The following is a 25,766-nucleotide window of genomic DNA, read 5'->3' as shown; positions in this document are numbered from 1 at the left end:
CTCCGTTCCTCCGCACGCTTCATTTGAATGCCTGGGGCCGCGCGTGACCCCTGCTGTAAATCGTAGGATTGTGTTAAATTGTTGAGCTGAAACAACTTGACCGCGTGTTGGACTCTTCTGCCGCGATCCGCCCCTCCGGGGTGCGTGACCGCGGCAGACTGTTTGTGCGGCGGTGAGGGACGAGCGCGGCGGGCCGTAACCGAACGCTAATCCAACGTTCGTGCACCTCTGAGGGTCATGGCAACGTCGCGCCGATGCTGGAGTTTTCGCCCGGCGCGGCGCTGTGCTGCAAAAAAATTAGCATGAAACCGGACGGGCCCCCCCGCCGTACGCGGCGGGGCGGTCAGACGGCCCGGAAACGCGGACAACCATCCGCGTGCGGGACGCGTCAGAACCCGGCGCAGGGCCGCTCGAGAGGCGCTGCGGCCGTCCGCGACACGCTGAGACACTTCTCTTCACCTGCACGGATACGGATTCCGATGAACGTCCTCGGCAAGACCCTGGCAGCGGCGGTGGCCCTCGCGATCGCGAGCGGCGCGTCCGCGCAGACGCCCGGCGGCGCGCCACCCGCGGGCATGCGCCCCGGCGGCCCCGGCGCGGCCCAGCAGCAGGGCGGCACGGTGCGCGGCACGGTGCTGAACCCCGAAGGGCAGCCGGTGAATGGCGGCCAGGTGGCCGTGTGGAGCGCGGCGGACAGCACGCTGGTCACGGGCGCGGTGGCGCGTCCGGACGGCACCTTCCGCATCGACGGGCTGCGCCCCGGGCGCTACTACCTGCGGGTGAGCGCGCTGGGCTACAGCACCGCCACCACCAGCGTGGTCGCCATCACCCCGCAGGCCCGCGAGGCCGACGTGGGCACGGTGCGGCTGGCCGCGGGCGCGGTGGTGCTGGAAGGGCTTACCGTCACCGCCGAGGCGGCGCCGGCCGGGTTTGCGCCGGACCGCAACACCTACAGCACGCGTGACATGCCGGCCACCGCCGGGGGCAACGCCACGGACGTGCTGCAGAACGTTCCCGCCGTGGAGGTGGACCAGGACGGCAAGGTGAGCCTGCGCGGCAACCAGAACGTGGCCGTGCAGATCAACGGCCGCCCGTCGCCCATGACCGGCGACCAGCTGGGCAACTTTCTTCGCCAGCTCCCCGCCAACATGGTGGACCGGGTGGAGGTCATCCCCAACCCCTCCGCGCGCTACGAGCCCGAAGGGATGGCGGGGATCATCAACATCGTCCTCAAGCAGAACGCCGACCTGGGCCTGAGCGGCGGCGTGATCCTGGGCGGGGGGACGGGTGGGCGCTACAACGGCTCCGGAAACCTGGGATGGCAGGCGGGCGACCTTACGCTGTTCGGCAGCTACGGATTTCGCCACGACGAGCGGTCCAGCGAGGGGCTCAACTACCTGGAGCGCTACACCGCCGCGGGCTCCACGCCGTTTTCGCGGCTGAACCAGGACATTCTGGGGGTGGGCGGCATGACGTCGCACATCTTCAACGGCAGCGCCGACTACAAGCTGACGGCGAGGGACGTACTCTCGGCGACCACGATGTTCAGCATGGGCGACCACGCGAACGATACCGAGAACCGCTACCGGGAGCTGGATGGCGCCGGCGCCACGCTGCGCAACTACGTGGGTGAGAACCGGCTGGGCTTCAACGACCTGACGATGGACGGCTCGCTGTCGTGGAAGCGCACCATCACCCCGCAGCGCCACGAGCTGTCGACGGAGCTGCGCTTCAACCGCGGCGACAACGAGATCGAGAACCGCTTCAGCGAGTACCCGGTCAACATCGACAACAACCTGCCGGTGGAAGCCGATCCGGCGCTGCAGAACCTGCTGACGGACGCGCTGAACACCACCCTGTCGTTTCAGGCCGACTACACGCGCCCGTTTGGCGAGCGCACCAAGCTGGAGACGGGGTACAAGGGCACGCGCCGCACGCTGGACAACGAGCTGGACGTGACGGAGTTCGATTACGGCACGGACACCTGGGTGAACAACGCGTTGCGCAGCAACGCATTCGAGTACGACGAGACGGTGCACGCGGGCTACGGCGTGCTCAACCAGGGCGTGGGCAAGGTGGACCTGCAGGCGGGGCTGCGCGTGGAGCGCACCGACCGAGAGTTCTTCCTTGAGAACACGGGCGAAACGTATCCCAAGGGCTACTGGAGCTTCTTTCCCAGCGGCCTGGCCTCGTTCAGCATCGACGACCAGCAGCAGCTGCGGTTCAGCTACTCGCGCCGCATTCAGCGTCCGGACACGCGCATCCTGAACCCGTTCGGCTTTAACGAGGACCAGCGCAACCGCTTCGTGGGCAACCCGGCGCTGGAGCCGGAGTACACGCACGCGCTGGAGCTGGCGTACCAGCGTTCGCTGCCGTTCGGATCGTTCCAGCTGACGCCGTTCTTCCGCCGCACGGAGAACGCCATCCGCCGCATCCGCGAGTTCCGGGCTGACACCACGATCAGCACCTTCGCCAACCTGGCGACCAGCGACTCGTACGGCGCGGACGCCAACGCGTCGGTGCGCATGGGCAAGGTGAGCGGCTTTGCCAGTGTGAGCGCGTTCCGCCAGGTGACGGCGGCGGGCAACGTGGGCGACAACTTCAGCAGCGACGGGATCGGCTGGTCGGCGCGGGTGAGCGGCAACGTGCAGCTTACGCCGCGGCTGGACGTGCAGGGCTTTCTGATGTACCGCGCGCCCATGGACGTGGAGCAGGGCCGCATGGGCAGCTTTGTGATGAGCACGCTGGCGCTGCGCCAGAAGGTGATGGGCGAAAAGGGCTCGCTGAGCCTGCGCGTGGTGGACCCGCTTAACCGCATGGGCTTCAGCATGGAGACCAACGATCCGCTTTACTTTCAGCTGAACGAGCGGCGCTTTGGTGCGCGGGCGGCGTACCTTACGTTCTCGTACAACTTTGGCCAGACGCCGCGCCTGCGGAACCGTCCCCCCGCTGAGGCGCCCGAGGCGCAGTCGCCCAACCCCATGGGCACGCCCTGAGCTTTCCGCTTTGGGTGGATGAAGGATGAACGGCCGCGGGTCCTCGGTGGATCCGCGGCCGTTTTCGTATGGCGGGCAAAAAGATGGGCCTCACACAGAGTTAACAGAGTCAACAGAGTTTGTTCTCAGCGACTCCGCAGACCCTGTCGCGCAATCACCAGATCCGAGGGCCCGTGTTCCACTACGGTGCTGGAGACGGGCGTACGGTGATTGAGGATTCGGTGAATCCCATTCTTGAGGCTGACCTCTCCAAAGTTGATCAGCAGGCCAATCGGCAGATCGAGGAGGCGCAGATAGGTGAGAACCTGCTTGTGATGCACGGGATGCAGCCTCTCGATCGACTTCAATTCCACGATCACGCAGCCTTCAACGAGGAGATCCAGCCTGCCTGCCTCCTGGATCCTGATTCCCTCCCACTCGAAGGGGATCGCCTTCTGCTTCTCGACGTGCAGGCCTCGTTTGGTCAGCACGTGGAGCATGACGGACTCGTAGAACGACTCCATCATCCCCGGGCCCACGCGGCTGTGCAGGCGATACGCAGCATCTACGATCGCACCGGTAATCCGATTCACGTCCCTCATGATCCAGACCTCACGGCAGAAGAGGAGCGGCTTCACGCGTAAACGTCTCCTCATCCGCGCGGAAGTGCTCTACCCCTCGCACCTGGGCAGGTGGGAGGCACGAGAAAACTCTGTTAACTCTGTGTGAGGCACCATCTTTTGCTCAGCCAGGCTCCGCGCGCAGACGCTCTTCGACGGCGGGATCCGGGGCGACGAAGACGGTCTTGGCGTGCATGATGGACACGCGCCCCGGCGGAGCACCGCGCGGCTTGCGGACGTACTTGCGGCGCGTCCAGTCCACGGCCACGGTGCCCGACGTGCGCGCCTTGCTGTAGAACGCGGCCAGCACGGCCGCTTCCTCCAGGTCGCGGGCCGGCGGGGCACCGTCCTCCGCCCACCGCAGCACCACGTGGCTGCCGGGGACGGAGCGCGCGTGCAGCCACACGTCCGCGTGCGCCGCATGCCCGAACGTAAGCCGGTCATTATCCTTCGACGAGCGGCCCACGCGCACCTCGATGCCTCCAGAGGTGCGGTAGAGGCGGTACGGCATCCGCTCGCCGGGCTGCGGTGTGACGCGCGTCTCTTTCGATGCGACGCGGCGCAGCGCGCCTTCTACCCACACGGGCGTCTCGCCGCGCTCCAGCGCCTCCACGGCGCCGCTCCAGCGCTCCAGCTCCTTCTCCGCCGCCTCCAGCAGCTCGGGAAGGCGTGCTTCGGCGCGGGCGCGGCGTCGGGCCTCGTCGTACAGGCGCTCGGCGTTCTCGTGCGGCTTCAGCTTTGGATCGAGCTCGACGGTCACTTCGCCGCCGTCGAAGTCGGGGAGCACCACGGAGGCATCCCCCGGCTCCGCCCAGTCCAGATGGGCCAGCAGCAGGTCCGCCTGCGCGCGCAGCCGGTCGGCCTCGCCCACGCCCGCCATCTCCTCCCGCAGCCGCTCGATCCGCTTCTCCGCCCCCGCCACCTTGCGCCGCGCGGGAGCGAGGAGATCGGGCCCCGCCTTTTCCTCCTCCACCTCCGCGGGCGCGGCGGCGGCGATCGTCTCCATCGCCGCGAGGATCGAGGGGGCGCGGACGGATTCGACGCCGTCCAGCGCCATGGGATACGGCTGCGGGCCCGCTTTCGTCTGGAGGATGAAGGCGCCGGCATCGTCCCCATCCGCTACCTCCCACCAGCGCTCGAAGGCCACCTCCAGCAGCGCGGTGTCGTCGATCTGGGCGGCGCGATCCAGCAGCGCCGCGGCGTTCAGCGGGCTGGCGTAGGCGAAGCGGCGGACGAGCTCGCGCGGCCGGTCGGCGGGGGGCAGCGGACCCAGCGCGGAGATCCACGCCTGCCACAGCTCGTCGCGCGGGCGGTCGGGAAGGATGCGGCGCGCGGGCGCGGGGGGGTGGTAGAAGGCGCCGGGCTTGAGGCTGCGCCCGCCGGCGTCGCGCGCGCGCAGGGCGCTGACGATGCGGCGGTTCTCGGAGTCGATCAGCAGCACGTTCCACTGGTTGGTATGCAGCTCCACCACCAGCGACCGCTTGCCGCCCCGGAACCGTCCTCCTTCGTGCAGGTCGATGCGCAGCAGCCGCTCGTCCACGGGCGCGCTGACGCGGACCACGCGCGCGGAAAGGTCGGGATCGTCATCCCGTACTTTCGTACTCTCGTACTCTCGTACTTTCGTACTCGCCAGCGTAATCCAGCCGCGCCGCGGATGCAGGTCGAAGCGCAGCGTCAGACCGCCCTCCAGCGCCAGCGCGCAGGAGATGTCGCGGTCAAAGACGGGTTGCGGCTGGACGGAGCGGCCCTGGAGCGCGGCACGCAGCTCGGCCGAGACGGCGCGAACCAGCAGGGGATCGTAGCGGATCGGGTTTGACACCCCCTCAACATCGGATTAGCTTCAGCGCCCGTCAACCCGCCGTCACCAGCCGCAAATCCGGCGTGGCGGCGGCCCCTTTTCGCGGATATCCGAAGCCATGTCATCAGAGCGTGGTGGCGGAGCGCGGCGGTTGGCCGCGGCGGACCTCCGCGAGATGAAGCGCCGCGGCGACAAGATCGCCGCGATCACGGCGTACGACTACCTTTTCGCCCGGCTGGTGGACGCCGCCGGAGTCGATCTGGTGCTGGTGGGCGACTCGCTGGGCCAGGTGGTGCTGGGCCTGGGCAGCACGCTCGCCGTTACGCTGGACGACATGATCCACCACGCCCGCGCGGTGCGCCGTGGCGTGGACCGGGCCCTGCTCGTCGTCGACCTTCCCTTTCTTACCTACCAGGTCAGCCGCGAGGACGCGCTGCGCAACGCGGGCCGCGTGATGCAGGAAACCGGCGCCGCCGCCGTAAAGCTGGAAGGCGGCTCGCCGGAAACCTGCGACACGGTGCGCGCGCTGGTCCGTGCCGGCATTCCCGTGATGGGACACCTGGGCTTTACCCCCCAGTCCGTGAACCTGACCGGCACCCGCGTGCAGGCTCGTACCGACGACGGCGCCGCGCGCCTGCTGGAGGACGCGCGGCGGCTGGAGGAGGCGGGAGCGTTCTCGGTCGTGCTGGAGCTGGTTCCCGGCACGGTGGCGCAAACGGTGACCGAGGCGCTGCAGATCCCCACCATCGGCATCGGAGCCGGCGTGGGGTGCGACGGGCAGGTGCTGGTGCTGCACGACATGCTGGGGCTGAACCCCGGCTTTGCCCCCCGCTTTCTGCGCACGTTCGCCGACGTGGGGCAGGTGGCGGGCGACGGGGTCAGGGAGTACGTGCGGACGGTCAAGGCCGGGGAGTATCCCGGCCCGGAGCACACCTTCTGATGACGCCCACCGCGACGGCGGGGACCCGCCTGGTCCACACCGTGGACGAGGTGCGGGCCGTCGTGCGCCAGGTGCGCGCGAGCGGCGGCACCGTCGCGCTGGTGCCCACCATGGGCTACCTGCACGAGGGGCACATGTCGCTGGTGGATCGCGCCCGCGAGCTGGCCGACTGGGTGGCGATGTCCATCTTCGTCAACCCCATGCAGTTCGGGCCGAAGGAAGACCTGGCCCGCTATCCCCGGGATCTGGAGCGCGACCTGGAGATGGCGCGCGGGCGCGGCGTGGACCTGGTCTTTGCACCCGAGGTGGGGGAGATGTATCCCCACGGCGAGCCGCAGGTGTCGGTGGTTCCCGGTGCGCTGGCGGAGCGGATGGAGGGCGCCATTCGCCCCGGACACTTTCGCGGCGTGCTGACGGTGGTGGCCAAGCTGTTCGGGATTTTTCACCCCGACGTTGCCATATTCGGACAGAAAGATTTTCAACAGGCGGCGCTCATCCGGCGCATGGCGCTGGACCTTGACCAGGGGGTCCGGGTGGAGGTCGCTCCCATCGTCCGCGAGCCCGACGGGTTGGCAATGAGCTCCCGAAACGTTTATCTTTCACCCGAGGAGCGAGAGCGTGCGCGTGCGCTCTCGCGCGGACTGGAGCGGGGACTGGCCCTGTTTTCCGCTGGCGAACGGGACGCGGACGTACTTCGGGCCTCCTTGTGGAACGCCCTGTCGGTGCCGGGCGTGGAGCCCGGCTACGCGGAAGTGGTGGATCCGCTCACGCTGGAGCCAGTCGTGCAGGCGGCCCCGGGAGCCGTACTCCTGGTGGCGGCAAACGTGGGCAGGACGCGGCTGATCGACAACGCCGTACTGCCCTGAGCAGCAATCGCGCAGCACCCTTCGGGACATCAGCGGGAGACTGCGAAATGCTTCGCACGATGTGCAAGAGCAAGATCCACCGGGCCACGGTCACGGGCGCGGATCTGAACTACGTGGGGTCCATCACCATCGACCCCGTGCTCATGGAAGCCGCCGACCTGCTGGAGTACGAGCAGGTGGCGGTGGTGAACGTGACCAACGGCGCGCGCTTCGAGACGTACGTCATCCCGGGCGAGCGCAACAAGGGCGAAATCTGCCTGAACGGCGCCGCGGCGCGGATGGTGCACCCGGGTGACACCGTGATCGTCATCAGCTACGCACAGTACGACGAGGCCGAGATGGAGCGGTACAGTCCCAGGTTCATCTTTGTCGACGAGCACAACCGCATTCCGCGGGACACGCTTCGAGCCGTCGGCAGCTGACGTCCGCGATGGCTCCATGGACCGGCGTCGTCCTCGCCCTGAGGGAGCCGGAGTCCGAGCCCCTGGGTTCGCGGCTTTCCACCTACCTGCACCCGCTGGCGGGGCGGCCGCTGGGGTGGCACGCGGTGCACGCCGTCGCGTCGCTGTCGCCGGCCCCCGCGCGCGTGCTGATCGCCGGCGGCCTTGACCTGACCTCGGAGCTGTTCGCCGACGTGCCCGGCGAGGTGCGGCTGGTGGACACCCTGCCGGAAGTCGTGGAGGCGACCGAGGGCCGGGTGCTGGTGCTGGACGGCGCCGCGCCGCTGGCTGGCCCCGCGCTGGCCATGCTCCTGGCCTCCGACGGCGACGCGCTGCTGGAGGGGAGCGACGGCGAGACGGTGGCCGCCTGGCTGGGCGCCGAGGGATTGGCGCGTCTCGCTGTCTCCGGAGACCTGCGCGTGCTGCGCGAGGCGCTTTCCGGCGTGCCGGTGATGCGCGACCCCGACGGGTTCGCCGTCCGCACGCGCGAGGGGCTGGCCCGCGCCTCGTCCGCCATCCGCGACCGGCTGGTGCGGCGGCTGATGGAGGGCGGCGTCACCTTTCTCCTTCCTGAAGCCGTGATGGTGGACGTGGACGTGCAGATCGGCCGCGACACCATCGTCTACCCCTGGTGCGTGCTGGAGGGAAAGACGACCGTCGGCGAGGAGACGGTCATCGGCCCCTGCTGCCGCATCGACAGCTGCTGGATCGGCAGCGGGGTGGAGCTCAAGGGCTTCAACTACCTGTCGCACACCTCCATCCGCAACCGCGCCATCCTGGAACCGTATGTCCGCCGCGGCTTTGACGAGTGAGCGGTCCCTGAGCCCCGTGGTGCGCGCGGCTGCCCGCGGCGAGCTGCCCGAGTGGGCGCGCGCCTCGGAAAAGCGGCGCGCGCACATTGGCCGCGTGGCCGCGCTGCTGGACGAGTGGGCGCGGGGCCTGGGATTGGCGGAGGACGAACGGACGCGCTGGGTGGCCGCCGGCTGGCTGCACGACGTGCTGCGCGAGGCCGGCCCGGACGAGCTGCGCCCGCTGGTTCCCGAGGCCTTCCGCGAGCTGCCCGCCAAGCTGCTGCACGGCCCCGCCGCGGCCGAGCGCCTGGCCGGCGACGCGGATCCGGAGCTGCTGGAGGCCATCCGCTACCACACGCTGGGCTCGGCGCGCTTCGGGCGGCTGGGGCGGGCGCTGTACCTGGCGGACTTCCTGGAGCCGGGACGCCGCTACACGCCGGAGTGGACGGCCGCGCTGCGCGCCCGCATGCCGCACGAGCTGAACGCGGTGCTGCGCGAGGTGGTAGAGGCGCGCGTGCGGCACGTGACGGAAAGCGGATCTACCCTGCACCCCGAAACCCGCGCGCTGTATGAGCAAGTCCAGGGCGCGTAAAACCGGCACCAGCGCCACCGGCAAGCGGCTGCAGACGGTCGGCCTCTTCGTCACGCTGCTGGTTGTCGCGGTGCTGGTGGGCTCGCTGGCCGCGGGGCTCATGCGCGGGCGTTCCGGCGCGGCGGCGACCGCGGGTTCGCACGGGGTGACGGAAACGGCGACGGAGCCCGGCGGCGCGAACAAGCTCGGTGCCGCGACGGACCCGGGTGCCGCGGCGCGTCCGGCGGGGCGCGTGCGCGTGGAGGTGCTGAACGCGTCCGGCGTTCCCGGGCTGGCGGCGAAGGGTCGTACGGTGCTGCGCGACCACGGCTTCGACGTGGTCTACGTGGGCAACGCGAACGGCTACGAGCCGGATACGTCGCTGGTGCTGGACCGCGTAGGGCGGATGGAGCTCGCCCGCTCCGTGGCCGACCAGATGGCCATCCCCCGCGTTTATCCCCGCCCCGACTCCAACGTCTTCGTTGACGTTACCGTCGTGCTGGGCAAGGACTGGTCGTCGATGAACGATTCCGTGGAGGTGGAGCAATGAGCATGAAGGAAGATGCGATCCGTCTCGTGGAGCAACTGCCGGAGGAATTCTCGTGGGATGATTTGATGTACGAGATCTACGTCCGGAAGGCGATCGAGTCAGGTATGGCGGACAGCATAGCGGGACGTACTATTCCCGTGGACGAACTCCGTGCCCGCTTCGGCCTGAAGCCTTGAGGGTCCACTGGACGGAAACCGCGGCTGGTCATGTCACCGCAGTGCATGACTATATTGCTCGGGATTCGGAGGTCTTCGCCCGCAGAATGGTGGACCGTCTGACCTCCCGATCAAAGCAACTCGCGCGCTTCCCGCAGTCCGGGCGTACGGTGCCCGAGTATGAGCAGGTTGATGTACGGGAACTGATCGAAGGTTCATACCGGATCATCTACAGAATTCTCCCTCACCAGATAGACGTGCTTGCAGTCGTTCACAGCGCACGTGAACTTCCTCCGTCCGTCGGTAAGCTCTCGTCTCTTCCCGGCTAGTCTGCCGCCGCTACACCAAGGATGTGGATGGCGGTCTGCATGTCGGGCGCGGGGGCCGCGTCCAGGCGGATCGGCTCGCCGGAGGTGGGGTGCGCAAAGGCGAGGTGCGACGCGTGCAGCGCCTGGCGCTTGATCAGGTGCAGCCCCTTTCGCCCGTACTGCCGGTCCCCCAGCACCGGGTGGCCGGCGTGCAGCAGGTGCACGCGGATCTGGTGCGTGCGCCCCGTCTCCAGTTCCAGCCGCAGCAGCGTGGCGCCGGCGTAGCGCTCCGCCACCTCCCACCGCGTGACGGCCGCGTCACCATCCTTCCGCACGACACGCAGCACCGGGTTGCGCGGGTCCCGCCCGATCGGCGCGTCGATCACGCCGCGCTCCCCCTCTACCACCCCGTCCACCAGCGCCAGGTACTCGCGCTTCAGCTCCCCCGCGCGCAGCTGCAGGTCCAGCCGATGGTGCGCGTGCCCGGTTTTGGCGAACACCACCAGCCCCGACGTGTCGCGGTCGATGCGGTGCACCGGGTGCACCTTGGCGTGCACGCCCCGGCGCTCCAGGTGGTGCGCCACCCCGTGCGCCAGCGTGCGGTCCGGCTCGGGCGAGGTGGGATGGACGAGCAGGAACGGCGGCTTGTCGACGGCCAGCACCTCCGCGTCCTCGTGGACAATGCGCAGGTCCATCTCCACCGGAGGGAGGCCGGCGGATTCGGCGGGGTTCAGGCGCGCGGAGACCACGTCGCCGGCACGCACCTTCGACTTGAGCCACGCGGCGCGGCGGTTGTGCTGCAGTCCCTTGGCGCGCGTCAGGCGCTGGATCATCCGCCGCGACACGCTCATGGGTCCGGTGAGTATGTCCTGCACGGTGCGCCCCGCCTCTTCGGGCGTGACGGTGTGGTTCACCCAGGCGGAAGGAGATTCGTTCGGCATCTGCGTATGGACAGGATAACCCCGCGCGGCGTCGGGCCGCGCGGATCGCAGGCAATCTACGCACCCGCCGCCACGCGCGAAGGGGGTCCGGCTATGGCGCCGGACCCCCTAGTAGTGCATCGGCCGTCTTATCCCCCGAAAACCGGCCGCAGACGCAGGCGCGGAGCGGGGAATCTGCCGCCGTTCAGGTGCTGGCGGGCGGAGGCGGGACGTCGATGCGCTGGCCCTGCTTGATCCGCAGCCGCACGTCCGCCGTGCACTCCCAGCGCGCCAGCGGATCGCAGCCCAGGACGAGCAGGCTGGCTTCGTATCCGCCCTCCAGCCGCCCGATGCGCCGCGTGGGAAAGATGAGGCGCGGCGTGGTCTCGCTCCACATCCGCAGCATCTCCGCGGGGGTGAACACGCCCAGCCCGGCCGTGTACGCCGCCTCCGGCGCGGCGTCCTGCCCGTAGGTGTCGGACCCGATGGCCACGCGCACCCCGGCGCGGCGCAGCGTCGCCAGGTTGTGGATCTGCAGCTCGCGTGCGGCCCGAACGGCGGCCGTGTCGGTTGATGTATATCCCACGATCCCCCGCAGCGGCCCCGCGATCACCACGAGCCCGGCCCGGGCCGCCCGCTGCGCATCCGCGTCCGTCAGCCGGCGGATGGCGGCATCTCCACCGGCGGGAAGGTGATAGCCCGGGAGGTGCGCCAGCATGTCCACGCCGGCATCAAGGGCCGTGCGGAAGTCCGCCGCGCTCTCCACGTGTGCCGCCACCCGCAGCCCGTCCGCGTGCGCCCGGCGGACGACGAACGGCAGCAGCGCGGGGTCCAGCCCCACGTGCCCCAGCCGGCTGGTGTCGCGCGCGTTCTGGGCGTGGCGCTCGCTGTTCACCAGGTAGGTCTTGATGACGTCCGGCCGTCCGGAAACGATGCGCGGCCACGCCTCGTCCAGCTCCGCTTGCGAACGGATGATGAAGTACGCCTTCCCCTCGGCCCGCCGGTCCGTCCACGGGCGCAGGGAGTCGGCGTTGAAATCATAGCGCCCGCGCGCCAGCGTCTCGTAGATAAGAATCGGATGCCCGTGGGGGCCCGTGATCCCGGCGTCCGCCCACGCCACGTCCATGGTTTCCGTGCGCGCCCAGTAGGGCATCACGGCCGCGCGGTCCATCCAGTTGGTAAGCGACATCCCGTAGAAGATGCCGTCGCGCAGGTACATGGGGCCCACCCGCTGGGCCATCTGCAGGGATTCAAAGTGGTGCGCGTGCGCGTCCCCGAACGGCGGCACCACGAATCCGCCCGCCAGGTTCACCACGCTGTCCACCCGCGCCGGCCGCCGCGCGGAAAAGGTGCCGCCCGCGACGTACATCGTCCGTGGCTCGAAGCGCTCGCCCGTCCACCATGCGCCGTTCTCCAGCGCGTACGCCGTCGTCCCCTCCGGCACGGGCGCCGGGGCGGACTGCGCGGCGCACCCGGCGAGCAGCAGCAGGGCGGGGAAGTGGCGGAGGATGCGGGCCAGCCGGCGGCGCGGCGTGGACGACGGGGTGTGCGTGGGGCGATGCATCGTGTGGCTCCCGTACGGAGAAGGGAGGACGGGGCCGGATGCCCCGTCCGCGGCCTTCGGACGGGCCAAGATGCATGATGGTTGCGCCCCCATCACCCCCGATCCGCCGGACGGGCGATGCGCGCGGCGAACGGGCGGACGCGGCGGTGAACGGCGGACGCGGAAGGCGGGGGAGACGCTTCACATGGAATGTGCAAAGCGTGGCTACAAATGGCGAAGGAGAGTGGGTCGAGAAACCTCAGCTGTTCCTCCAGAACCACGCTGTCATTCTGAAAGGGTGGTGAGAAACCTCAGTTGTTCCTCCTCCAGAAGCACGCTGTCATCCTGAGAGTGTGTTTAAGAATCTGATCTTCAGATAACCCGAAGATTGATTTCCTGAGGGAGCGCGCCTCCGGAACTTGAAGCTAATCAATCGCTTGCGCGCGACCGAAGGATCTCGTCCCGGCGATCGCGGGGCTGGTTTGGCGGCACAGATTCAGCCCTCGGGTGCTGCCAGCGAGATCCTTCGGTCGGCGCCAAGTGTCTTTGTGGCAGCAGGTTCGGAGCGGCGCCTCCCTCAGGAAATCAGCTCTTGGTAAACACACTCTGAGGGAGCGCACTCCCGAATTAGCATGACCACAAGGGCTTGCGCGCGACCGAAGGATCTTTGTCGGGTTGCGCCGGGTCCAGCCCTCGGGAGCTGTTCACGTCCGGTTCCGCCGGCTGCTCTGGCTTCAGCGCGAGGCCCCGCCCGTTTCCGAAGGAGATTCTTCGGTCGGCGCACATGCACTGGTGCCAGATGGACGGTTCGGTGCGGGCGCCTCCCTCAGGCTCAGAATGACACCGTGCGTCCGTATCCAGTGTCCTGGGGAGCTCGCGTCAAGGCCGGATCCCAATCAGGCGATGAGCTCGCGCAGCTCCAGCGAGCCGGCGCGGCTGGCGAGCACCTCGGCGCCGTCGCGCAGGGTGATGACGAAGCGGCGGGCGTCGTGGTACGGGCGCAGGGACGCGACGTGGTCCAGGTTCACCACGTGCGAGCGGTGCACGCGCCGGAACCGCGCCGGGTCCAGCCGCCGCTCCAGCTCTGCCAGGGTAAGGCTCACCAGGTAGGTCTGTCCGCCGGCGTACACGCTCACGTAGTCGTCCGCCGCCTCCAGCCGCGCGATCTCCGCCACCCGCACGGGCACAATGCGGTCGCGGTGGCGCACGAACAGGCGCTCCAGCGGCCCCGTACCCTCCAGCGCCGCGGCCCGCTCCCGCGTCCGTGGCGGCGCGGGCGCCGTGACGGCCAGGCGACGCCGCACCCGCTCCGCCGCCGCCTGGAACCGCTCGCGGCCAAACGGCTTGAGCAGGTAGTCCAGCGCCTCCAGCTCGAACGCGGCCAGCGCGTACCCGTCGTGCGCCGTGGTAAAGACGACTTCCGGATCGTGGTGGATGCGGCGCAGCACCTCCAGCCCGGACAGCTCCGGCATCTGCACGTCCAGAAAAACCAGGTCCGGCGCCAGCGCATCGATCAGCCGCACCGCCTCGGCCCCGTCCGCCGCCTCGCCCACCACCCGCAGCCACTCCAGCTCACCCGCGAACTCGCGCAGGGTGCGGCGGGCCAGCGGCTCGTCCTCCGCGATCAGCGCGCGTACGACCATCGCTCCTCCTCCGCCGTCTCCTCCGCGGCCGCCGCGACGGGCAGCCGCACGTGCACGGCGAACCCCTCGCCCGGCGCCGTGCGCACGTCCATCCGCCCCGCGCCCCCGTACCGCGTCTCCAGCCGCTGCCGCACCACGCGCAGCCCCAGCCCCGCCGCGCGGGAGATCGACGCCGGATCCGCGCCCGGCCCGTCGTCCACCACCCGCAGTTCCAGCGCGCCGTCCACCCGCGCGATCCCGATGGTCACGCGGGCGCCACGCGCGTGGGGGCCAACGGCGTGGCGGATGGCGTTTTCCACCAGCGGCTGCAGCGTGAACGCGGGGACGGGGTGGTCCAGCGCCCCAGGGTCCACGTGCTCCACCACGCGCAGCCGCTCGCCCAGCCGAATGCGCTCCAGGGCCAGGTAGTCGCGCACGAACGCCCACTCCTGCGCCAGCGGCACGTCGTCCACCTCCGCGCGCTTGGCGTCCAGCGTGTAGCGCAGCAGCCCGGCAAAGCGCTCCAGCGCGGCCTCGGCCTGCGCCGGCTCGTGGCGCACCAGGGCCATCAGCGAGTGCAGGGTGTTGAAGAGAAAGTGGGGATTGAGCTGCGCGCGCAGGGCCTGCAGCTCCGCCCGCGCGCGCAGCGTCTCGGCACGCGCGGCACGTGCCTCCTGCTCGCGCGCCTGCCCGGCCGCCTGCACGGCGTAGGCGATGCCCGCGATAGCCGCGTACACCATCACCCCCGCGAACATCTGCCAGGGGAACGCGTAGCCGCCCAGGTACGAGAGCGACAACCGGCCGCGGGCAAGGCTGACCCGCAGCGTGAACACCGCCGCGATCGCTGCCCACCACGCCGCGGCGTAGGCGACCGCCAGCCCGGCCTGGACCAGGAAGAAGGCCACCGGTCGCCGCGCCGGCCAGCGCATGCGATCCGTGGCCGCCAGCGCCGCCACCCCCAGCAGCGCCGCCGTGCCCACGTTGGAGAGCATGTCCGCGACCGCCTCGCCCACGGTACCGCGGCCCCCCGTGACGAAGATGAGGAAGTACAGCACCGCGTACGGCAGCCAGGCCGCCGCGTACACCTGCCAGAAACGGGGTGAGCGGTGCATGCGCGTGGAACCGGCGGAGGGGAAGAAGCGCGAGCGGAGGCTGGGGCAAGGTACCGGGTCCACACCCGGGTGCGCGAGTCGGCCATCCTGGCAGACAATCTACGCCGCCGATGCGTTGCGCGAAGGGGGAGCGGCACGAAAACCGGGCACCGTGCCGGCAGAAGCTCCAGAGATGATGCACGCGGCAGGCCCGAACGGAGCGGTTGATTTCAGGAAAACCAGCATTCCCGCCGGTCGTGGAAGTAAAGGTGTGTAGCGCGGTTGGCGTTGACGGAGCGCTCCAAATTGGGGCCTTGATGGCACGCCGGTCGGTGTGTAATCGTTGATGCGTCGCGGAGGGGGCAAGGGGCTCCGCGAGGTCCACCACCCAGCCTGGAGGAGGCAAGGATGCAACATGGCCAGCCGATGACCTTCGAGGAGATGGCGGTCGAGCGGGACCGGGAGCTCGAGCGGCAGCGCGCGGCCGCCGAGGGCGAGAGCCCGTACGAGCACCGCGATGCGTTCGGCGCGCCGCCGTCCGCCTCGATGGTGTGCGAAACCGCCGCGGTCACCTGGGGCTTCGAGGCCATCCCCGGCGGCGACTATTCGACGGGAGTGACGCGCCTCATCAGCCATCTGTGGTTCATTCTGTACACGATCGGCGAGCAGCGGCAGGAAATCGTGCGGCTGCGCGAAAACACGCGCCAGGTGCTGGGGCGCCTGGCTCCCGCCTGACGATGTGGAAGTCGCTGTATGAGCTGGTGCGCACCGTGGTCAACCTGTCCGAACGCGTGCAGGAGGACCGCGAGGAGCTCAAGGAGGTCCGCAAGGACCTGCGCGATCTCACGCTGGCGGTGGAGCGGCTGGGTGCTCAGGTGGTGCACGTGAGCGAGCGCGAGGAGCGCGAGCGTGCCATGCTGATGCTTCAGCTGGAGAACGGGCTGCTGCGGGGCGGGCGGGCGCTGCTGGTGGGCGAGGGCGACGGGACCGCCTGAGCGCGTCCCGTCTCCGAACGCAGGGTCAGAGGGAGCCCATCTGCACCGGCTTGCGGCCCTGTGTGACCTCGGCGCGCAACTGGCCGCAGGCGGCGGCGATGTCGCGGCCGCGCGACTCGCGCACGTGCGCGGTCACGCCCTGGCGCCCCAGCCGGTCTACGAACCAGTCCAGCCGCGCACGCTTGCTGGGCGCCCACTCCGTCCCCGGGATGGGGTTGAAGGGGATCAGGTTCACAAAGGCCGTGAACTCCTTGACCACGCGCGCCAGCTCGTCCGCCAGCTCGGGAAGGTCGGTGACGCCGTCGATCATCACGTACTCGAAGGTGATCCGCTTGCCCCCGGCCGCGTCGAACTTGCGCAGCGACTCCAGCAGCTCGGGGAGCGGATACTTCTTCTCCAGCGGGATGAGCCGCTGGCGCAGCTCGTGGTTGGGCGCGTGCAGCGATATGGCCAGCCGGTACTGCTCGGGCATCTCGGCCAGGCGCACGATTCCCGGCACCACGCCCACGGTGGAAATGGTGATGCGCCGCGCGCCGAACTTGTAGCCGCGGTTCAGGATGGACAGGGTAGGGAAGAGCGCCTTCGGATTCATCAGCGGCTCGCCCATCCCCATGAACACGATGTTGGTGATGTCGTCGTAGCCGTTGCCCTGCGCCCAGCGGCGTGCCCCGCGAAACTGGGCCACGATCTCGCCCGCCGTCAGCTGGCGGCGGTAGCCTGCCCATCCGGTGGCGCAAAAGGTGCACGCCATGGCGCACCCCGCCTGCGACGAGATGCACAGCGTCAGCCGGGTGGGGGTGGGGATGAGGACGGACTCGATGAGCTCGCCGTCGGCCAGGCGCCACAGGTGCTTGGCGGTGCCGTCGACGGAACGCGACACCTTGGCGGGCTCGGGCGCGGTAAAGGCGAAGGCTTGGGCCAGGGCGGCGCGCTCCGCCTGGGGAAGGTCCGTCATCTCGGCGAAGGATGCGGCGCCGCGCTCGTACAGCCAGCGCACCACCTGCCCGGCGCGGTACGCGGGCTGCCCGCGCGCGGCAAAGTGCGCGCGGACGGCGGCGTCGGCCTCTTCGGGAAGGAGGCCCACCAGGTCGGGGCGGGCGTCGGTCTGCAGCTGCTCGGGCGTGGCGATCATCCGTGGTGTTCCCGGTTCCCTGTCTGGATGCGGCAATCCTCCTGATTCACCGCGCCGGGCATTGGGTTCCCCCCGTGCTTGCAGCGCCCGCGGTGTGGACGTTAGTTTGCAAGGTCCACACCCGGCCACGCCACGGCGTGGCCTGATCCTTTTATCGGCCCAGAGGTTGGCAAGGTGCTGCTGAGCGAGCTGCTCACCCCCGAGCGCGTACGCGTGCCCCTTCAGGGCGCTTCCAAGGAGGCGCTGCTGGAGGAGCTGGTCGGCGTGCTGCGCGATTGCGGCGCCGTGCAGGACGCCGGCGTGGTGCTGGGGGCGGTGCGCGAGCGCGAGCGGGTGCTGAGCACGGGGGTGGGGAGCGGCGTGGCCATACCGCACGGCAAGGCGGAGAGCATTCCCGCGCTGGCCATGGCGGCGGGGGTCACCGGCGAGCCGGTGGAGTTCGAGTCGCTGGACGGGCAGCCGGTGCGGCTGGTGTTCCTGCTGGTCGGTCCGGACTCGGAGGCGGGAGCGCACGTCAAGGCGCTGGGCCGCATCTCGCGGCTCATGCGGCGCGACGGCTTTCGCGAGCGGCTGATCGCCGCGGCGTCGCCGGAGGAGTTCATGGCCGTGCTGGCCGAGGCGGAAGAGGGGTGAGGCGGCTGCTGGCCTGGCTTCCCGCCATCGCCTGGGCGCTCGTCATCTTCAACCTTTCCGCGCAGTCGCGCGTGCCGGGGCCGGAGGTGCCGGGGTTCGACAAGGTGGCGCACTTTGGGGCGTACGCGCTGCTGGGGTGGCTGGCGGTGTGGGCGGCGGACCGGTCGGCGCTGCCGCTGGCGGCGGGCGCGGTGCTGGGGGTGCTGTACGGCGCCACGGACGAGATTCACCAGATGTACGTGCCCGGCCGCTCGCCGGACGTGATGGACTGGTTTGCCGATGCGGCGGGAGTCGCCGCGGCTTTTTTCGTGTACACGCGCCTGCGTGCCCGCCGTGCCGCCCGCAGGGGCGCGCCCGGGGCCGGGGCGCCGTCTCTGAGCGCATGACGGACTTTCTCGCTACCGCGTACCGTACCCGCGCCGCCGGCTCGCTCCGCGCGGCCGACGCCGGCAGCCCCGCTTCCGTGGCCGGCTGGGTGCACCGCCGCCGCGACCTGGGGGGCATCGTGTTCCTGGACCTGCGCGACCGTGAAGGGATCGTGCAGGTGTCGTTCGATCCCTCGTGGACGCCGGCGGAGGCGCTGGCCGAGGCGCGCCGCCTGGGGCCCGAGGACGTGGTGCGGGTGGACGGAATGGTGTTTCCCCGCATCCACGGGCAGCTGAACGAGACCCTGGAGACGGGCGAGATCGAGATCCGCGCGACGGGGCTGGAGGTGCTGACCCGGGCGGAGCCGCTCCCCATCCAGGTGGACTACGCGGCCGACGAGGAGCTGCCCGGCGAGGACCTGCGCCTGCGCTACCGCTACCTGGACCTGCGCCGGCCGGGGCTGCTGCGCAACTTCGTCATCCGCCACCAGGCGGCGCAGGCGGCGCGCGCGTTCCTTTCCGCCCAGGGATTCCTGGAGGTGGAGACGCCGCTGCTGACCAAGCCCACGCCGGAGGGGGCGCGCGACTTTCTCGTCCCCAGCCGCGTGCACCCGGGCGAGTTCTACGCGCTGCCGCAGTCGCCGCAGATCTACAAGCAGCTGCTGATGGTGAGCGGATTCGACCGCTACTTTCAGATCGCCAAGTGCCTGCGCGACGAGGACCTGCGCGCCGACCGGCAGCCGGAGTTCACGCAGATCGACGCCGAGATGGCGTTCGTGGACGAGGACGACGTGTTCCGCACGGCCGAGGGGCTGATGGCCGCCATCTTCCGCGACGTGGCGGGAGTGGAGCTGGAGACGCCGTTTCCGCAGATCACCTACGCGGAGTCGATGGCGCGCTACGGCACCGACAAGCCGGACCTGCGCTACGACCTGGAGATCGTGGACGTGACGGAGGTGCTGCAGCAGGCGGACTTCCGCATCTTTCAGGGCGTGCGGGGGACGGCGCAGCGCATCCGCGGGCTGCGCATTCCCGGCGGGGCGCGGCTGTCGCGGCGCGAGCTGGACGAGCTGCAGGACGTGGCCAGGCGGGGCGGGGCGGCGGGCGCGCTGTGGGTCAAGCGCGGCGACGACGGCGCGCTGGCGGGGCAGTTTGCCAAGGGGCTGGACGAGGGGCTGGCGAACGCGTTCTACGAGGCCACGGGCGTGGCGGCGGGCGACCTGTTCGTGGCCGTCGTCGGCCGGTTCCGCGGCGGCGAGGGCGAGGGGGCGGAGGTGGACGGCGCGCTGGACGAGCTGCGCCGGCACCTGGCCCGCAAGCTGGACCTGGTCGACACGAGCAAGCACGCGTGGCTGTGGGTGACGGAGTTTCCCGTATTCGACTGGGACGCGGACCACGAGCGCCTGATCTACGCCCACAACCCGTTCAGCATGCCGGGGGACGGGGCGGTGGAGGCGATCCTGGAGGCCACGAAGGACGGGACGCCCACGGGCGAGGCGGCGCGCAAGCTGTACGGGATGGGGCTGCGCTCGCGGGCGTACGACGCGGTGTACAACGGGGCCGAGATGGCCAGCGGCTCGGTGCGCATCCACGTTCCCGCCTGGCAGCAGGCGGTGTTCACGGCGCTGGGGATCGGGCCGGAGGAGGCGCAGGCCAAGTTCGGGTTCCTGCTGGAGGCGTACCGCTTTGGCGCGCCGCCGCACGCGGGTTTCGCCTTTGGCTTCGACCGGCTGGTGATGATGCTGACGGGGACGAACAACCTGCGCGACGTGGTGGCGTTCCCCAAGACCACGTCGGCGCGGGCGCTGTTCGAGGAGGCGCCGACGGCGATTCCGGACGCGCAGCTTCGCGACGTGCACGTGCAGGTGCGCGCCCCCGGCGCCTGACGCCGCACGCGGCGGCACGGTCGGTGTAACAGCACGGAGGGGCGAGGGTACTCCTCGCCCCTCGCGCGTTGGGTGAGCGGGTGGACGGGTGAAGCGGCGCCGACAGGCGCCGTCGCGTGAGGGATGCGCGCCCGCAGGGCCGAGAACCCGGCGCGCATGCACGAGATCCGCGGAAACGCATCGATGCCGGTGAGCGCCGGGGGCTCGGCGCACTTGGGCACAGTTGTATCGTGCCCTAGTGCGCGCGCAGCCCGACCCGGAGCGCAGCGGAGGGGCACGCCCAAACCCGTCGTTGCCGTCGTCGGTAGCTGTTGACGTTGAGGACGCAAAAGATACCAGAGGATAAATGCCAGATACCAACAACGCGGTGCAGCACCGCATTCCCGCGGACGGCGCCGATCCGCTGGCGCTGGGCGGGGTGAACGACGCCAACCTGCTGGAGCTGGGGAAGCGCGCGGGGCTGCGCGTGGTGCTGCGCGACGACCACCTGCTCCTTTCGGGCGAGCTGAAGGACGTGGAGCGCGCGGTGCCGGTGGCGCAGCACATGGTGCAGATGGCCCGCAACGGCGTCCCGTTTGGCACGGACGACGTGGCGCGCTACTTCGACGCGTCGGTCACGGAGAACGGCGTGCGCCGGCTGGCCGAGGCGGGGACGGTGGCGGTGCCCGGGCCGCGGAGGACGGTGCGGCCCAAGAGCGAGGGGCAGGCGGGCTACCTTTCGGCGATCGAGGAGAACGACGTCGTCGTGGGCATCGGGCCGGCGGGTACGGGCAAGACCTACCTGGCGGTGGCGATGGCGGTGGACGCGCTGTTCAAGAAGCGGGTCAAGCGCATCATCCTGGCCCGCCCCGCGGTGGAGGCCGGTGAGAACCTGGGCTTTCTTCCCGGCGACCTGCAGGAGAAGATCGACCCGTACCTGCGCCCGCTGTACGACGCGCTGGAGGACATGATTCCGCCGGACCGGCTGCGCCGGGCGATGGAAAGCCGGTCGATCGAGATCGCGCCGCTGGCGTACATGCGCGGCCGCACGCTGGCCGACGCCTTCGTGATCCTGGACGAGGCGCAGAACGCCACCCGCGCGCAGATGAAGATGTTTCTGACGCGCATGGGGCTGAACAGCAAGGCGGTGATCACGGGCGACAAGACCCAGATCGACCTGCCGCGCCGCGAGGACTCGGGGCTGGTGGAAGTGGAGCAGGTGCTGAAGGGGATCGAGGGGATCGCCTTCGTCTACATGTCGGGGCAGGACGTGGTGCGCCACCGGCTGGTGAAGGACATCATCCAGGCGTACGACGCGGCCCGCGGGGAAGGGACGGAGGGCGCGCCCCCGCAATGAAGAACGGGGAGCGCGCCTTCCCCGAGCGCCGCGCCACGCCGCGCGAGCCCGCGGAGCCGCCGCGCCGCACCGGAGCGGCGGCCTGGCTGCACCACGGCCTGCGCGCCGCGGTGCTGCTTGGCGTGTCCATCGCGGTCTACCTGTGCTTTCCCGGCGCGCAGACCTCGGACGTGCCGGTGCTGGAGCAGGGGGTGGTGGCGCGCGAGGAGGTGATCGCGGAGGTGGCGTTCACCGTTCCCAAGACGCAGGAAGAGCTGCGGCGCGAGCAGGAAGAGGCGGCGCGCGGTGTTCCGCCCGTGTTTGTCTACCGCCCGGCGGCGGGGGACAGCGTGGTGGGCGGGGTGCGCCAGTTCTTTGCCGCGGTTGAGCAGGGGCTGCGTACGGCGGTGCCCGGGCAGGAGCAGCTGGCGGTGCGCGCGGCGCTGGACGCGGCGCGGGTGCCCACCACGCTGGGGGCCATCGAGGTGCTGATGGACGCGTCGCGCCGCTTTCAGCTGCAGGCGGCGACGGAGCTGGCGGTGCGGGAGCAGTTCACGCGCGGGGTGGCGGCGGCGTCGCCGGAGCGCGCGGGGTTCAGCGCCGTGCAGGTGCGCGGGCTGCCGGGGGGCGAGCGGCTGATTCCGGCGGATTCGGTGTTCACGGCGGACCAGTTCTACCGCGCGGCGCAGCAGCGGCTGCCGGCGGAATCGGGCGCGGACGCGGCGGAACTGCAGCGCCTGCTGCTGGTGCGCTGGTTCCGCCCCTCGCTGGCGGAGGACGAGCGGGCGACGCGGGCGGCGCGGGCGCGGGCGGGGGCGGCGGTGGATTCGGTCAAGGAGCGCATCCTGGCCGGGCAGCGCATCGTGGGCGCGCGCGAGCAGGTGACGGCGCGCGAGGTGGAGCGGCTGCGCGCGTACCAGCACGCGCTGCAGGGCCAGCGGGTGGAGGGGCAGGGTGCCCGCGGCGCGCTGCGGGTGGTGGGCGCGGTGCTGTTCAACGCGCTGCTGCTGATGATCGTGGGCGCGCTGCTCAAGGTGGTTCGCCCCCGCATCTACGACGACACCCGCGCGGTGCTCTTCCTGGCGATGCTCGTCGTCGCGGTGGCGGGGATCGCGTCGCCGATCGCGCGCTTCGAGCTGCCGCCAGAGCTGATCCCCATCCCGTTCGCGGTGCTGATGGCGGCGGTGCTGTGGGGCGGACGGCTGGCGCTGGTCTTTGCCCTTGTCCTCGCGCTCCTTCTTGGCGGGCAGCAGCCGTTCATCGGGTTGACGGTGCCGTTCGAGGCGGCGGTGGCGGGGGCGGCGGCGGCGTTCGGGCTGCGGCTGGCGCAGCGGCGGCTGCAGGCGTGGGGGCTGATCGCGGTGATCGCGGTGGCGTACGCGGGGGCGGTGCTGAGCGTCGGCCTGCTGCGCGCGCGGGGGCTGGACGAGATCGCGCGGTCGATGCTGTGGGGCGCGGTGAACGGCACGGCGTCGACGCTGCTGGCGATCGGGTTCTTGCCGCTGGCGGAGTGGTTCACCCGGGTGACGACCAACCAGACGCTGATGGAGCTGGCGGACCCCAAGCACCCGCTGCTGCAGCGCCTGTCGATGGAGGCGCCGGGGACGTACGCGCACACCATCAGCGTGGCCAACCTGGCGGAGGCGGTGTGCAACGCCATCGGGGCCAACGCGCTTCTGGCGCGGGTGGGGGTGTACTACCACGACATCGGCAAGATCACCAAGCCGCTGTATTTTATCGAAAACCAGCCCCGCGGGCGCAATCCGCACGACAAGCTGAAGCCGGCGATGAGCGCCGCCGTCGTCCGCAGCCACGTGGTGGAGGGGCTGAGGCTGGCGGCGGAGTACCGGCTGCCGCAGGCGGTGAAGGACTTTATCGCGCAGCACCACGGCACGCAGCCGATCTCGTTCTTTCTGGACCAGGCGCGGGCGGCGGACCCGGGGGCGAAGCTGAACCCGGCCGACTTCGCGTACGGAGGCCCGCGGCCGCAGACGCGCGAAGTGGCGGTGGTGATGATGGCGGACTCGGTGGAGAGCGCCGCGCGGGTGCTGCAGGACCCGTCGCCGCCGCGCATCCGCGACCTGGTGGCGCGCATCGTGGACGCCAAGATCGCGGCGGGGCAGCTGGACGAGTGCCCGCTCACGCTGCGCGAGATCAACGTCACCAGGGAAGTGCTCGCCAAGGTGCTGAGCGGGATGTATCATCAGCGCCTCGACTACCCGGCCCCGGCGGGGAACGGCGGCGGCAACGGCTCCGACGCCGCGCCCGCCGCCCCGGAGCGGGTGGCGGCGCCCGCGCGCGAGGGGGTGGGGAATGGATGAGCTGGACGTGGACGTGAGCGTGGGCGAAGGAGTGGCGCCGCCGGTGGACCCCGCGCGCATCGAGGCCGCGGTGCGCCACGTGCTGCGCGCGGAGGGCGTGGAGGCAGGGGAGATCTCCATCGCGCTGGTAGGCGACGACGAGATCGCCGCGCTGAATCAGCAGTACCTGGACCACGAGGGGCCCACGGACGTCATCTCGTTTCACCTGCACGACCGCGGCGAGCCGCCGCTGGGCGACGTGTACGTGGGGGTGGACCAGGCGGCCCGGCAGGCGGCCGGGTTCGGCGCGTCGGTGGCGGACGAGGTGCTGCGGCTGGCCGTCCACGGCACGCTGCACGTGCTTGGCTACGAGCATCCGGAAGGCGACGACCGCGCCGGGTCGCCGATGTTCGTCCGCCAGGAAGCGCTCCTGAAGGAATTCCTGTCCGGCGGCGAGGGCGCGTGAGCCCCCTCCGCCGCATCCGCCCGGTCCACACCCCCACCCGCCCCGCATGATGGCTGTCGCCGCGCCCGACGACGACCTGACCGCCCTGGAGCGCCTTCGCGAGCTGCTGGAGGCGGGGGACGACGCGGGGCTGCGGGTGTTCCTGGAAGAGATCTCGCACGGCTCCGACCTGGCCGACCTGCTGGAGGCGCTGGACGAGGACGACCGCCTGCGCGTGCTGCAGGTGCTGGCGCCCGAGGACCCGGCGCTGGCGGCCGAGGCGCTGGCGGAGATGGAGCCGGAGGAGCACCCCGAAGAGTCGCTGGCGGCGCTGCACCCGGACGACATCGCGGCCGTCGTCGCGGAATTGTCGGACGACGACGCGGCCGACATGATCGGCGAGCTGGACCCGGAGGACCGGGACCGGGTGCTGGCCGCGCTGCCGCACGAGGACGCGGGCGACATCCGCGACCTGATGCGCTACGACGAGGAGTCGGCCGGCGGCATCATGACCACCGAGCTGGTGGTGGTGCCCATGGACGCCACGGCGGCGCAGGCGATCGACGAGGTGCGGCGCCAGGCGCAGGAGGTGGAGAACTTCCACGGCGTCGTATTCGTGGTGGACGCGGACGAGGTGCTGCTGGGTACGGTGTCGCTGCAGTCGCTGGTGACGGCGGACCCGCGCGTCCACGTGCGCGAGCTGGTGGTGGAGCCCGAGGCGGCGGTGCTGGCCGAGACGGACCAGGAAGAGGTGGGGCGCGTTCTTTCCCGCTACAACCTGACCATCGTGCCGGTGGTGGACAGCCACGGGCGGCTGCTGGGCGGCGTGACGTTCGACGACGTGATCGACGTCATCGAGGCCGAAACCACGGAAGACATCCTCAAGTTCGGCGGCGTGTCGGGCGAGGAGGAGTTGCGCGGCGGATGGCTGGAGGCGGTCAAGTCGCGGCTGCCCTGGCTGCTGGTGAACCTGTGCACGGCGGCGGCGGGGGCCACGGTGGTGCTTCTCTTCGAGCCCACCATCGCGCGGCTGACCTACTTGGCGGTGCTGATGCCGGTGGTGGCGGGGCTGGGCGGCAACAGCGGCACGCAGGCGCTGGCGGTGACCATCCGCCGCCTGTCGCTTTCGCGCGAAAGCACGGAGCAGCGCTGGGGGGTGGTGGGGAAGGAGTTCCTGGTGGGGCTGGGGAACGGCCTGGTGATCGGGTTGATCGTCTCCATCCTGGCCACGGTGGTGGAGGGGGAGCCGCGGGTGGGGCTGGTGGTGATGCTCGCCATGTGGATGAACCTGACGGTGGGAAGCTTTGCCGGCGCGTTCGTGCCGATCGTGCTGGAGCGGCTGAAGGTGGACCCGGCCGTGGCGTCGTCCATCTTCGTGACGGCGTTCACCGACATGTGCGGCTTCTTTCTGCTGCTGGGGCTGGCGACGCGGTTCCTGCTGTAAGAGGGGCCGATTCGGCGCGTCGAGGGCGGTTCGGGCGATGAACCCGTGGCTGAACCACCGG

Annotated in this window: 25 protein-coding genes; 18 read left to right on the top strand and 7 right to left on the bottom strand. The window is 70.5% G+C overall.

What is annotated here, in order from left to right; all coding sequences use genetic code 11:
• Positions 1–479 precede the first annotated feature (479 nt).
• Positions 480–2,996: a TonB-dependent receptor domain-containing protein gene (locus ACOJUJ_RS05075; RefSeq protein WP_420125764.1), complete on the top strand. Its 2,517-nt coding sequence runs from the start codon at positions 480–482 to the stop codon at positions 2,994–2,996.
• A gap of 125 nt (positions 2,997–3,121) precedes the next feature.
• On the opposite strand, the gene ACOJUJ_RS05070 is transcribed toward ACOJUJ_RS05075, so the two are convergent.
• Together ACOJUJ_RS05070 and ACOJUJ_RS05065 are read right to left on the bottom strand one after the other, a co-directional pair.
• The gene (locus ACOJUJ_RS05070; protein ID WP_420125763.1) at positions 3,122–3,613 is read right to left on the bottom strand and encodes a GxxExxY protein; all 492 of its coding nucleotides are present in this window, start codon (positions 3,611–3,613) and stop codon (positions 3,122–3,124) included.
• Between the two features lie 106 nt (positions 3,614–3,719).
• On the bottom strand, positions 3,720–5,414 hold the full coding sequence (locus ACOJUJ_RS05065; RefSeq protein WP_420125762.1) for an NFACT RNA binding domain-containing protein: 1,695 nt from the start codon (positions 5,412–5,414) through the stop codon (positions 3,720–3,722).
• A 97-nt stretch (positions 5,415–5,511) separates the two neighbouring features.
• Here ACOJUJ_RS05065 and panB point away from each other — a divergent pair, with 97 nt between their 5' ends.
• Genes panB through ACOJUJ_RS05025 form a run of 8 tightly spaced genes read left to right on the top strand, consistent with a single transcriptional unit; the run spans position 5,512 to position 10,035 of the window.
• Positions 5,512–6,333 carry a 3-methyl-2-oxobutanoate hydroxymethyltransferase gene (panB, locus tag ACOJUJ_RS05060; protein ID WP_420125761.1) on the top strand — a complete coding sequence of 274 codons (822 nt, stop codon included), beginning with the start codon at positions 5,512–5,514 and terminating at the stop codon, positions 6,331–6,333.
• A complete protein-coding gene (gene panC, locus ACOJUJ_RS05055) occupies positions 6,333–7,199 on the top strand; it encodes a pantoate--beta-alanine ligase (protein WP_420125760.1) in 867 nt (288 codons plus the stop codon). The genes panB and panC overlap by 1 nt, the downstream gene beginning before the upstream one ends.
• 47 nt (positions 7,200–7,246) lie before the next feature.
• On the top strand, positions 7,247–7,621 hold the full coding sequence (panD, locus tag ACOJUJ_RS05050) for an aspartate 1-decarboxylase (RefSeq protein WP_420125759.1): 375 nt from the start codon (positions 7,247–7,249) through the stop codon (positions 7,619–7,621).
• Between the two features lie 8 nt (positions 7,622–7,629).
• The gene (locus ACOJUJ_RS05045) at positions 7,630–8,451 is read left to right on the top strand and encodes a hypothetical protein (protein ID WP_420125758.1); all 822 of its coding nucleotides are present in this window, start codon (positions 7,630–7,632) and stop codon (positions 8,449–8,451) included.
• 19 nt (positions 8,452–8,470) lie between these two features.
• Entirely contained in the window at positions 8,471–9,022 is a 552-nt protein-coding gene (locus ACOJUJ_RS05040) for an HD domain-containing protein (protein WP_420125757.1), read from the top strand.
• The gene (locus ACOJUJ_RS05035) at positions 9,000–9,551 is read left to right on the top strand and encodes a LytR C-terminal domain-containing protein (RefSeq protein ID WP_420125756.1); all 552 of its coding nucleotides are present in this window, start codon (positions 9,000–9,002) and stop codon (positions 9,549–9,551) included. The genes ACOJUJ_RS05040 and ACOJUJ_RS05035 overlap by 23 nt, the downstream gene beginning before the upstream one ends.
• Entirely contained in the window at positions 9,548–9,727 is a 180-nt protein-coding gene (locus ACOJUJ_RS05030) for a hypothetical protein (protein WP_420125755.1), read from the top strand. Before ACOJUJ_RS05035 ends, ACOJUJ_RS05030 begins: the two co-directional genes overlap by 4 nt.
• On the top strand, positions 9,724–10,035 hold the full coding sequence (locus ACOJUJ_RS05025; RefSeq protein ID WP_420125754.1) for a type II toxin-antitoxin system RelE/ParE family toxin: 312 nt from the start codon (positions 9,724–9,726) through the stop codon (positions 10,033–10,035). Before ACOJUJ_RS05030 ends, ACOJUJ_RS05025 begins: the two co-directional genes overlap by 4 nt.
• Here ACOJUJ_RS05025 and ACOJUJ_RS05020 read toward each other — a convergent pair.
• The 4 genes from ACOJUJ_RS05020 to ACOJUJ_RS05005 all read right to left on the bottom strand — a co-directional run bounded on the left by ACOJUJ_RS05020 (position 10,032) and on the right by ACOJUJ_RS05005 (position 15,211).
• On the bottom strand, positions 10,032–10,955 hold the full coding sequence (locus tag ACOJUJ_RS05020; RefSeq protein WP_420125753.1) for an RluA family pseudouridine synthase: 924 nt from the start codon (positions 10,953–10,955) through the stop codon (positions 10,032–10,034). The two genes, ACOJUJ_RS05025 and ACOJUJ_RS05020, sit on opposite strands and share 4 nt — an antisense overlap.
• A 184-nt stretch (positions 10,956–11,139) precedes the next feature.
• A complete protein-coding gene (locus ACOJUJ_RS05015) occupies positions 11,140–12,498 on the bottom strand; it encodes an amidohydrolase family protein (protein ID WP_420125752.1) in 1,359 nt (452 codons plus the stop codon).
• Positions 12,499–13,373: 875 nt separating this feature from the next.
• Positions 13,374–14,120 carry a LytR/AlgR family response regulator transcription factor gene (locus ACOJUJ_RS05010; protein ID WP_420125751.1) on the bottom strand — a complete coding sequence of 249 codons (747 nt, stop codon included), beginning with the start codon at positions 14,118–14,120 and terminating at the stop codon, positions 13,374–13,376.
• On the bottom strand, positions 14,102–15,211 hold the full coding sequence (locus ACOJUJ_RS05005) for a sensor histidine kinase (protein WP_420125750.1): 1,110 nt from the start codon (positions 15,209–15,211) through the stop codon (positions 14,102–14,104). The genes ACOJUJ_RS05010 and ACOJUJ_RS05005 overlap by 19 nt, the downstream gene beginning before the upstream one ends.
• A gap of 405 nt (positions 15,212–15,616) precedes the next feature.
• On the opposite strand from ACOJUJ_RS05005, the gene ACOJUJ_RS05000 reads away from it, so the two are divergent.
• Positions 15,617–15,925, top strand: coding sequence for a hypothetical protein (locus ACOJUJ_RS05000; protein WP_420125749.1), 309 nt, complete (start codon positions 15,617–15,619; stop codon positions 15,923–15,925).
• 2 nt (positions 15,926–15,927) lie between these two features.
• Positions 15,928–16,185: a hypothetical protein gene (locus ACOJUJ_RS04995; RefSeq protein ID WP_420125748.1), complete on the top strand. Its 258-nt coding sequence runs from the start codon at positions 15,928–15,930 to the stop codon at positions 16,183–16,185.
• A gap of 25 nt (positions 16,186–16,210) precedes the next feature.
• Here the strand turns inward: ACOJUJ_RS04995 and rlmN are convergent, their stop codons facing one another.
• Positions 16,211–17,317 carry a 23S rRNA (adenine(2503)-C(2))-methyltransferase RlmN gene (gene rlmN / locus ACOJUJ_RS04990; RefSeq protein ID WP_420125747.1) on the bottom strand — a complete coding sequence of 369 codons (1,107 nt, stop codon included), beginning with the start codon at positions 17,315–17,317 and terminating at the stop codon, positions 16,211–16,213.
• Positions 17,318–17,491: 174 nt separating this feature from the next.
• Between rlmN and ACOJUJ_RS04985 the strand changes: the two genes are divergently transcribed.
• From ACOJUJ_RS04985 to mgtE, 7 genes are all read left to right on the top strand, one after another.
• Positions 17,492–17,950, top strand: a complete 459-nt coding sequence (locus ACOJUJ_RS04985) for a PTS sugar transporter subunit IIA (protein ID WP_420125746.1) — start codon at positions 17,492–17,494, stop codon at positions 17,948–17,950.
• Positions 17,947–18,336 carry a VanZ family protein gene (locus ACOJUJ_RS04980; protein WP_420125745.1) on the top strand — a complete coding sequence of 130 codons (390 nt, stop codon included), beginning with the start codon at positions 17,947–17,949 and terminating at the stop codon, positions 18,334–18,336. Before ACOJUJ_RS04985 ends, ACOJUJ_RS04980 begins: the two co-directional genes overlap by 4 nt.
• Entirely contained in the window at positions 18,333–20,201 is a 1,869-nt protein-coding gene (gene aspS, locus ACOJUJ_RS04975; protein ID WP_420125744.1) for an aspartate--tRNA ligase, read from the top strand. The genes ACOJUJ_RS04980 and aspS overlap by 4 nt, the downstream gene beginning before the upstream one ends.
• Positions 20,202–20,547: 346 nt before the next feature.
• On the top strand, positions 20,548–21,537 hold the full coding sequence (locus ACOJUJ_RS04970; RefSeq protein ID WP_420125743.1) for a PhoH family protein: 990 nt from the start codon (positions 20,548–20,550) through the stop codon (positions 21,535–21,537).
• A complete protein-coding gene (locus ACOJUJ_RS04965) occupies positions 21,534–23,837 on the top strand; it encodes an HD family phosphohydrolase (RefSeq protein WP_420125742.1) in 2,304 nt (767 codons plus the stop codon). The genes ACOJUJ_RS04970 and ACOJUJ_RS04965 overlap by 4 nt, the downstream gene beginning before the upstream one ends.
• Entirely contained in the window at positions 23,830–24,282 is a 453-nt protein-coding gene (gene ybeY / locus ACOJUJ_RS04960) for an rRNA maturation RNase YbeY (RefSeq protein WP_420125741.1), read from the top strand. The genes ACOJUJ_RS04965 and ybeY overlap by 8 nt, the downstream gene beginning before the upstream one ends.
• A 49-nt stretch (positions 24,283–24,331) precedes the next feature.
• Positions 24,332–25,705, top strand: a complete 1,374-nt coding sequence (gene mgtE, locus ACOJUJ_RS04955) for a magnesium transporter (RefSeq protein WP_420125740.1) — start codon at positions 24,332–24,334, stop codon at positions 25,703–25,705.
• The last annotated feature ends 61 nt before the right edge of the window (positions 25,706–25,766 follow it).

It is taken from the genome of Longimicrobium sp. (genome assembly GCF_048594345.1).
Taxonomy (GTDB): domain Bacteria; phylum Gemmatimonadota; class Gemmatimonadetes; order Longimicrobiales; family Longimicrobiaceae; genus Longimicrobium.
The sequence above is the reverse complement of the archived record's forward strand: the minus strand, read 5'-3'. Positions and strand labels throughout refer to the sequence as shown.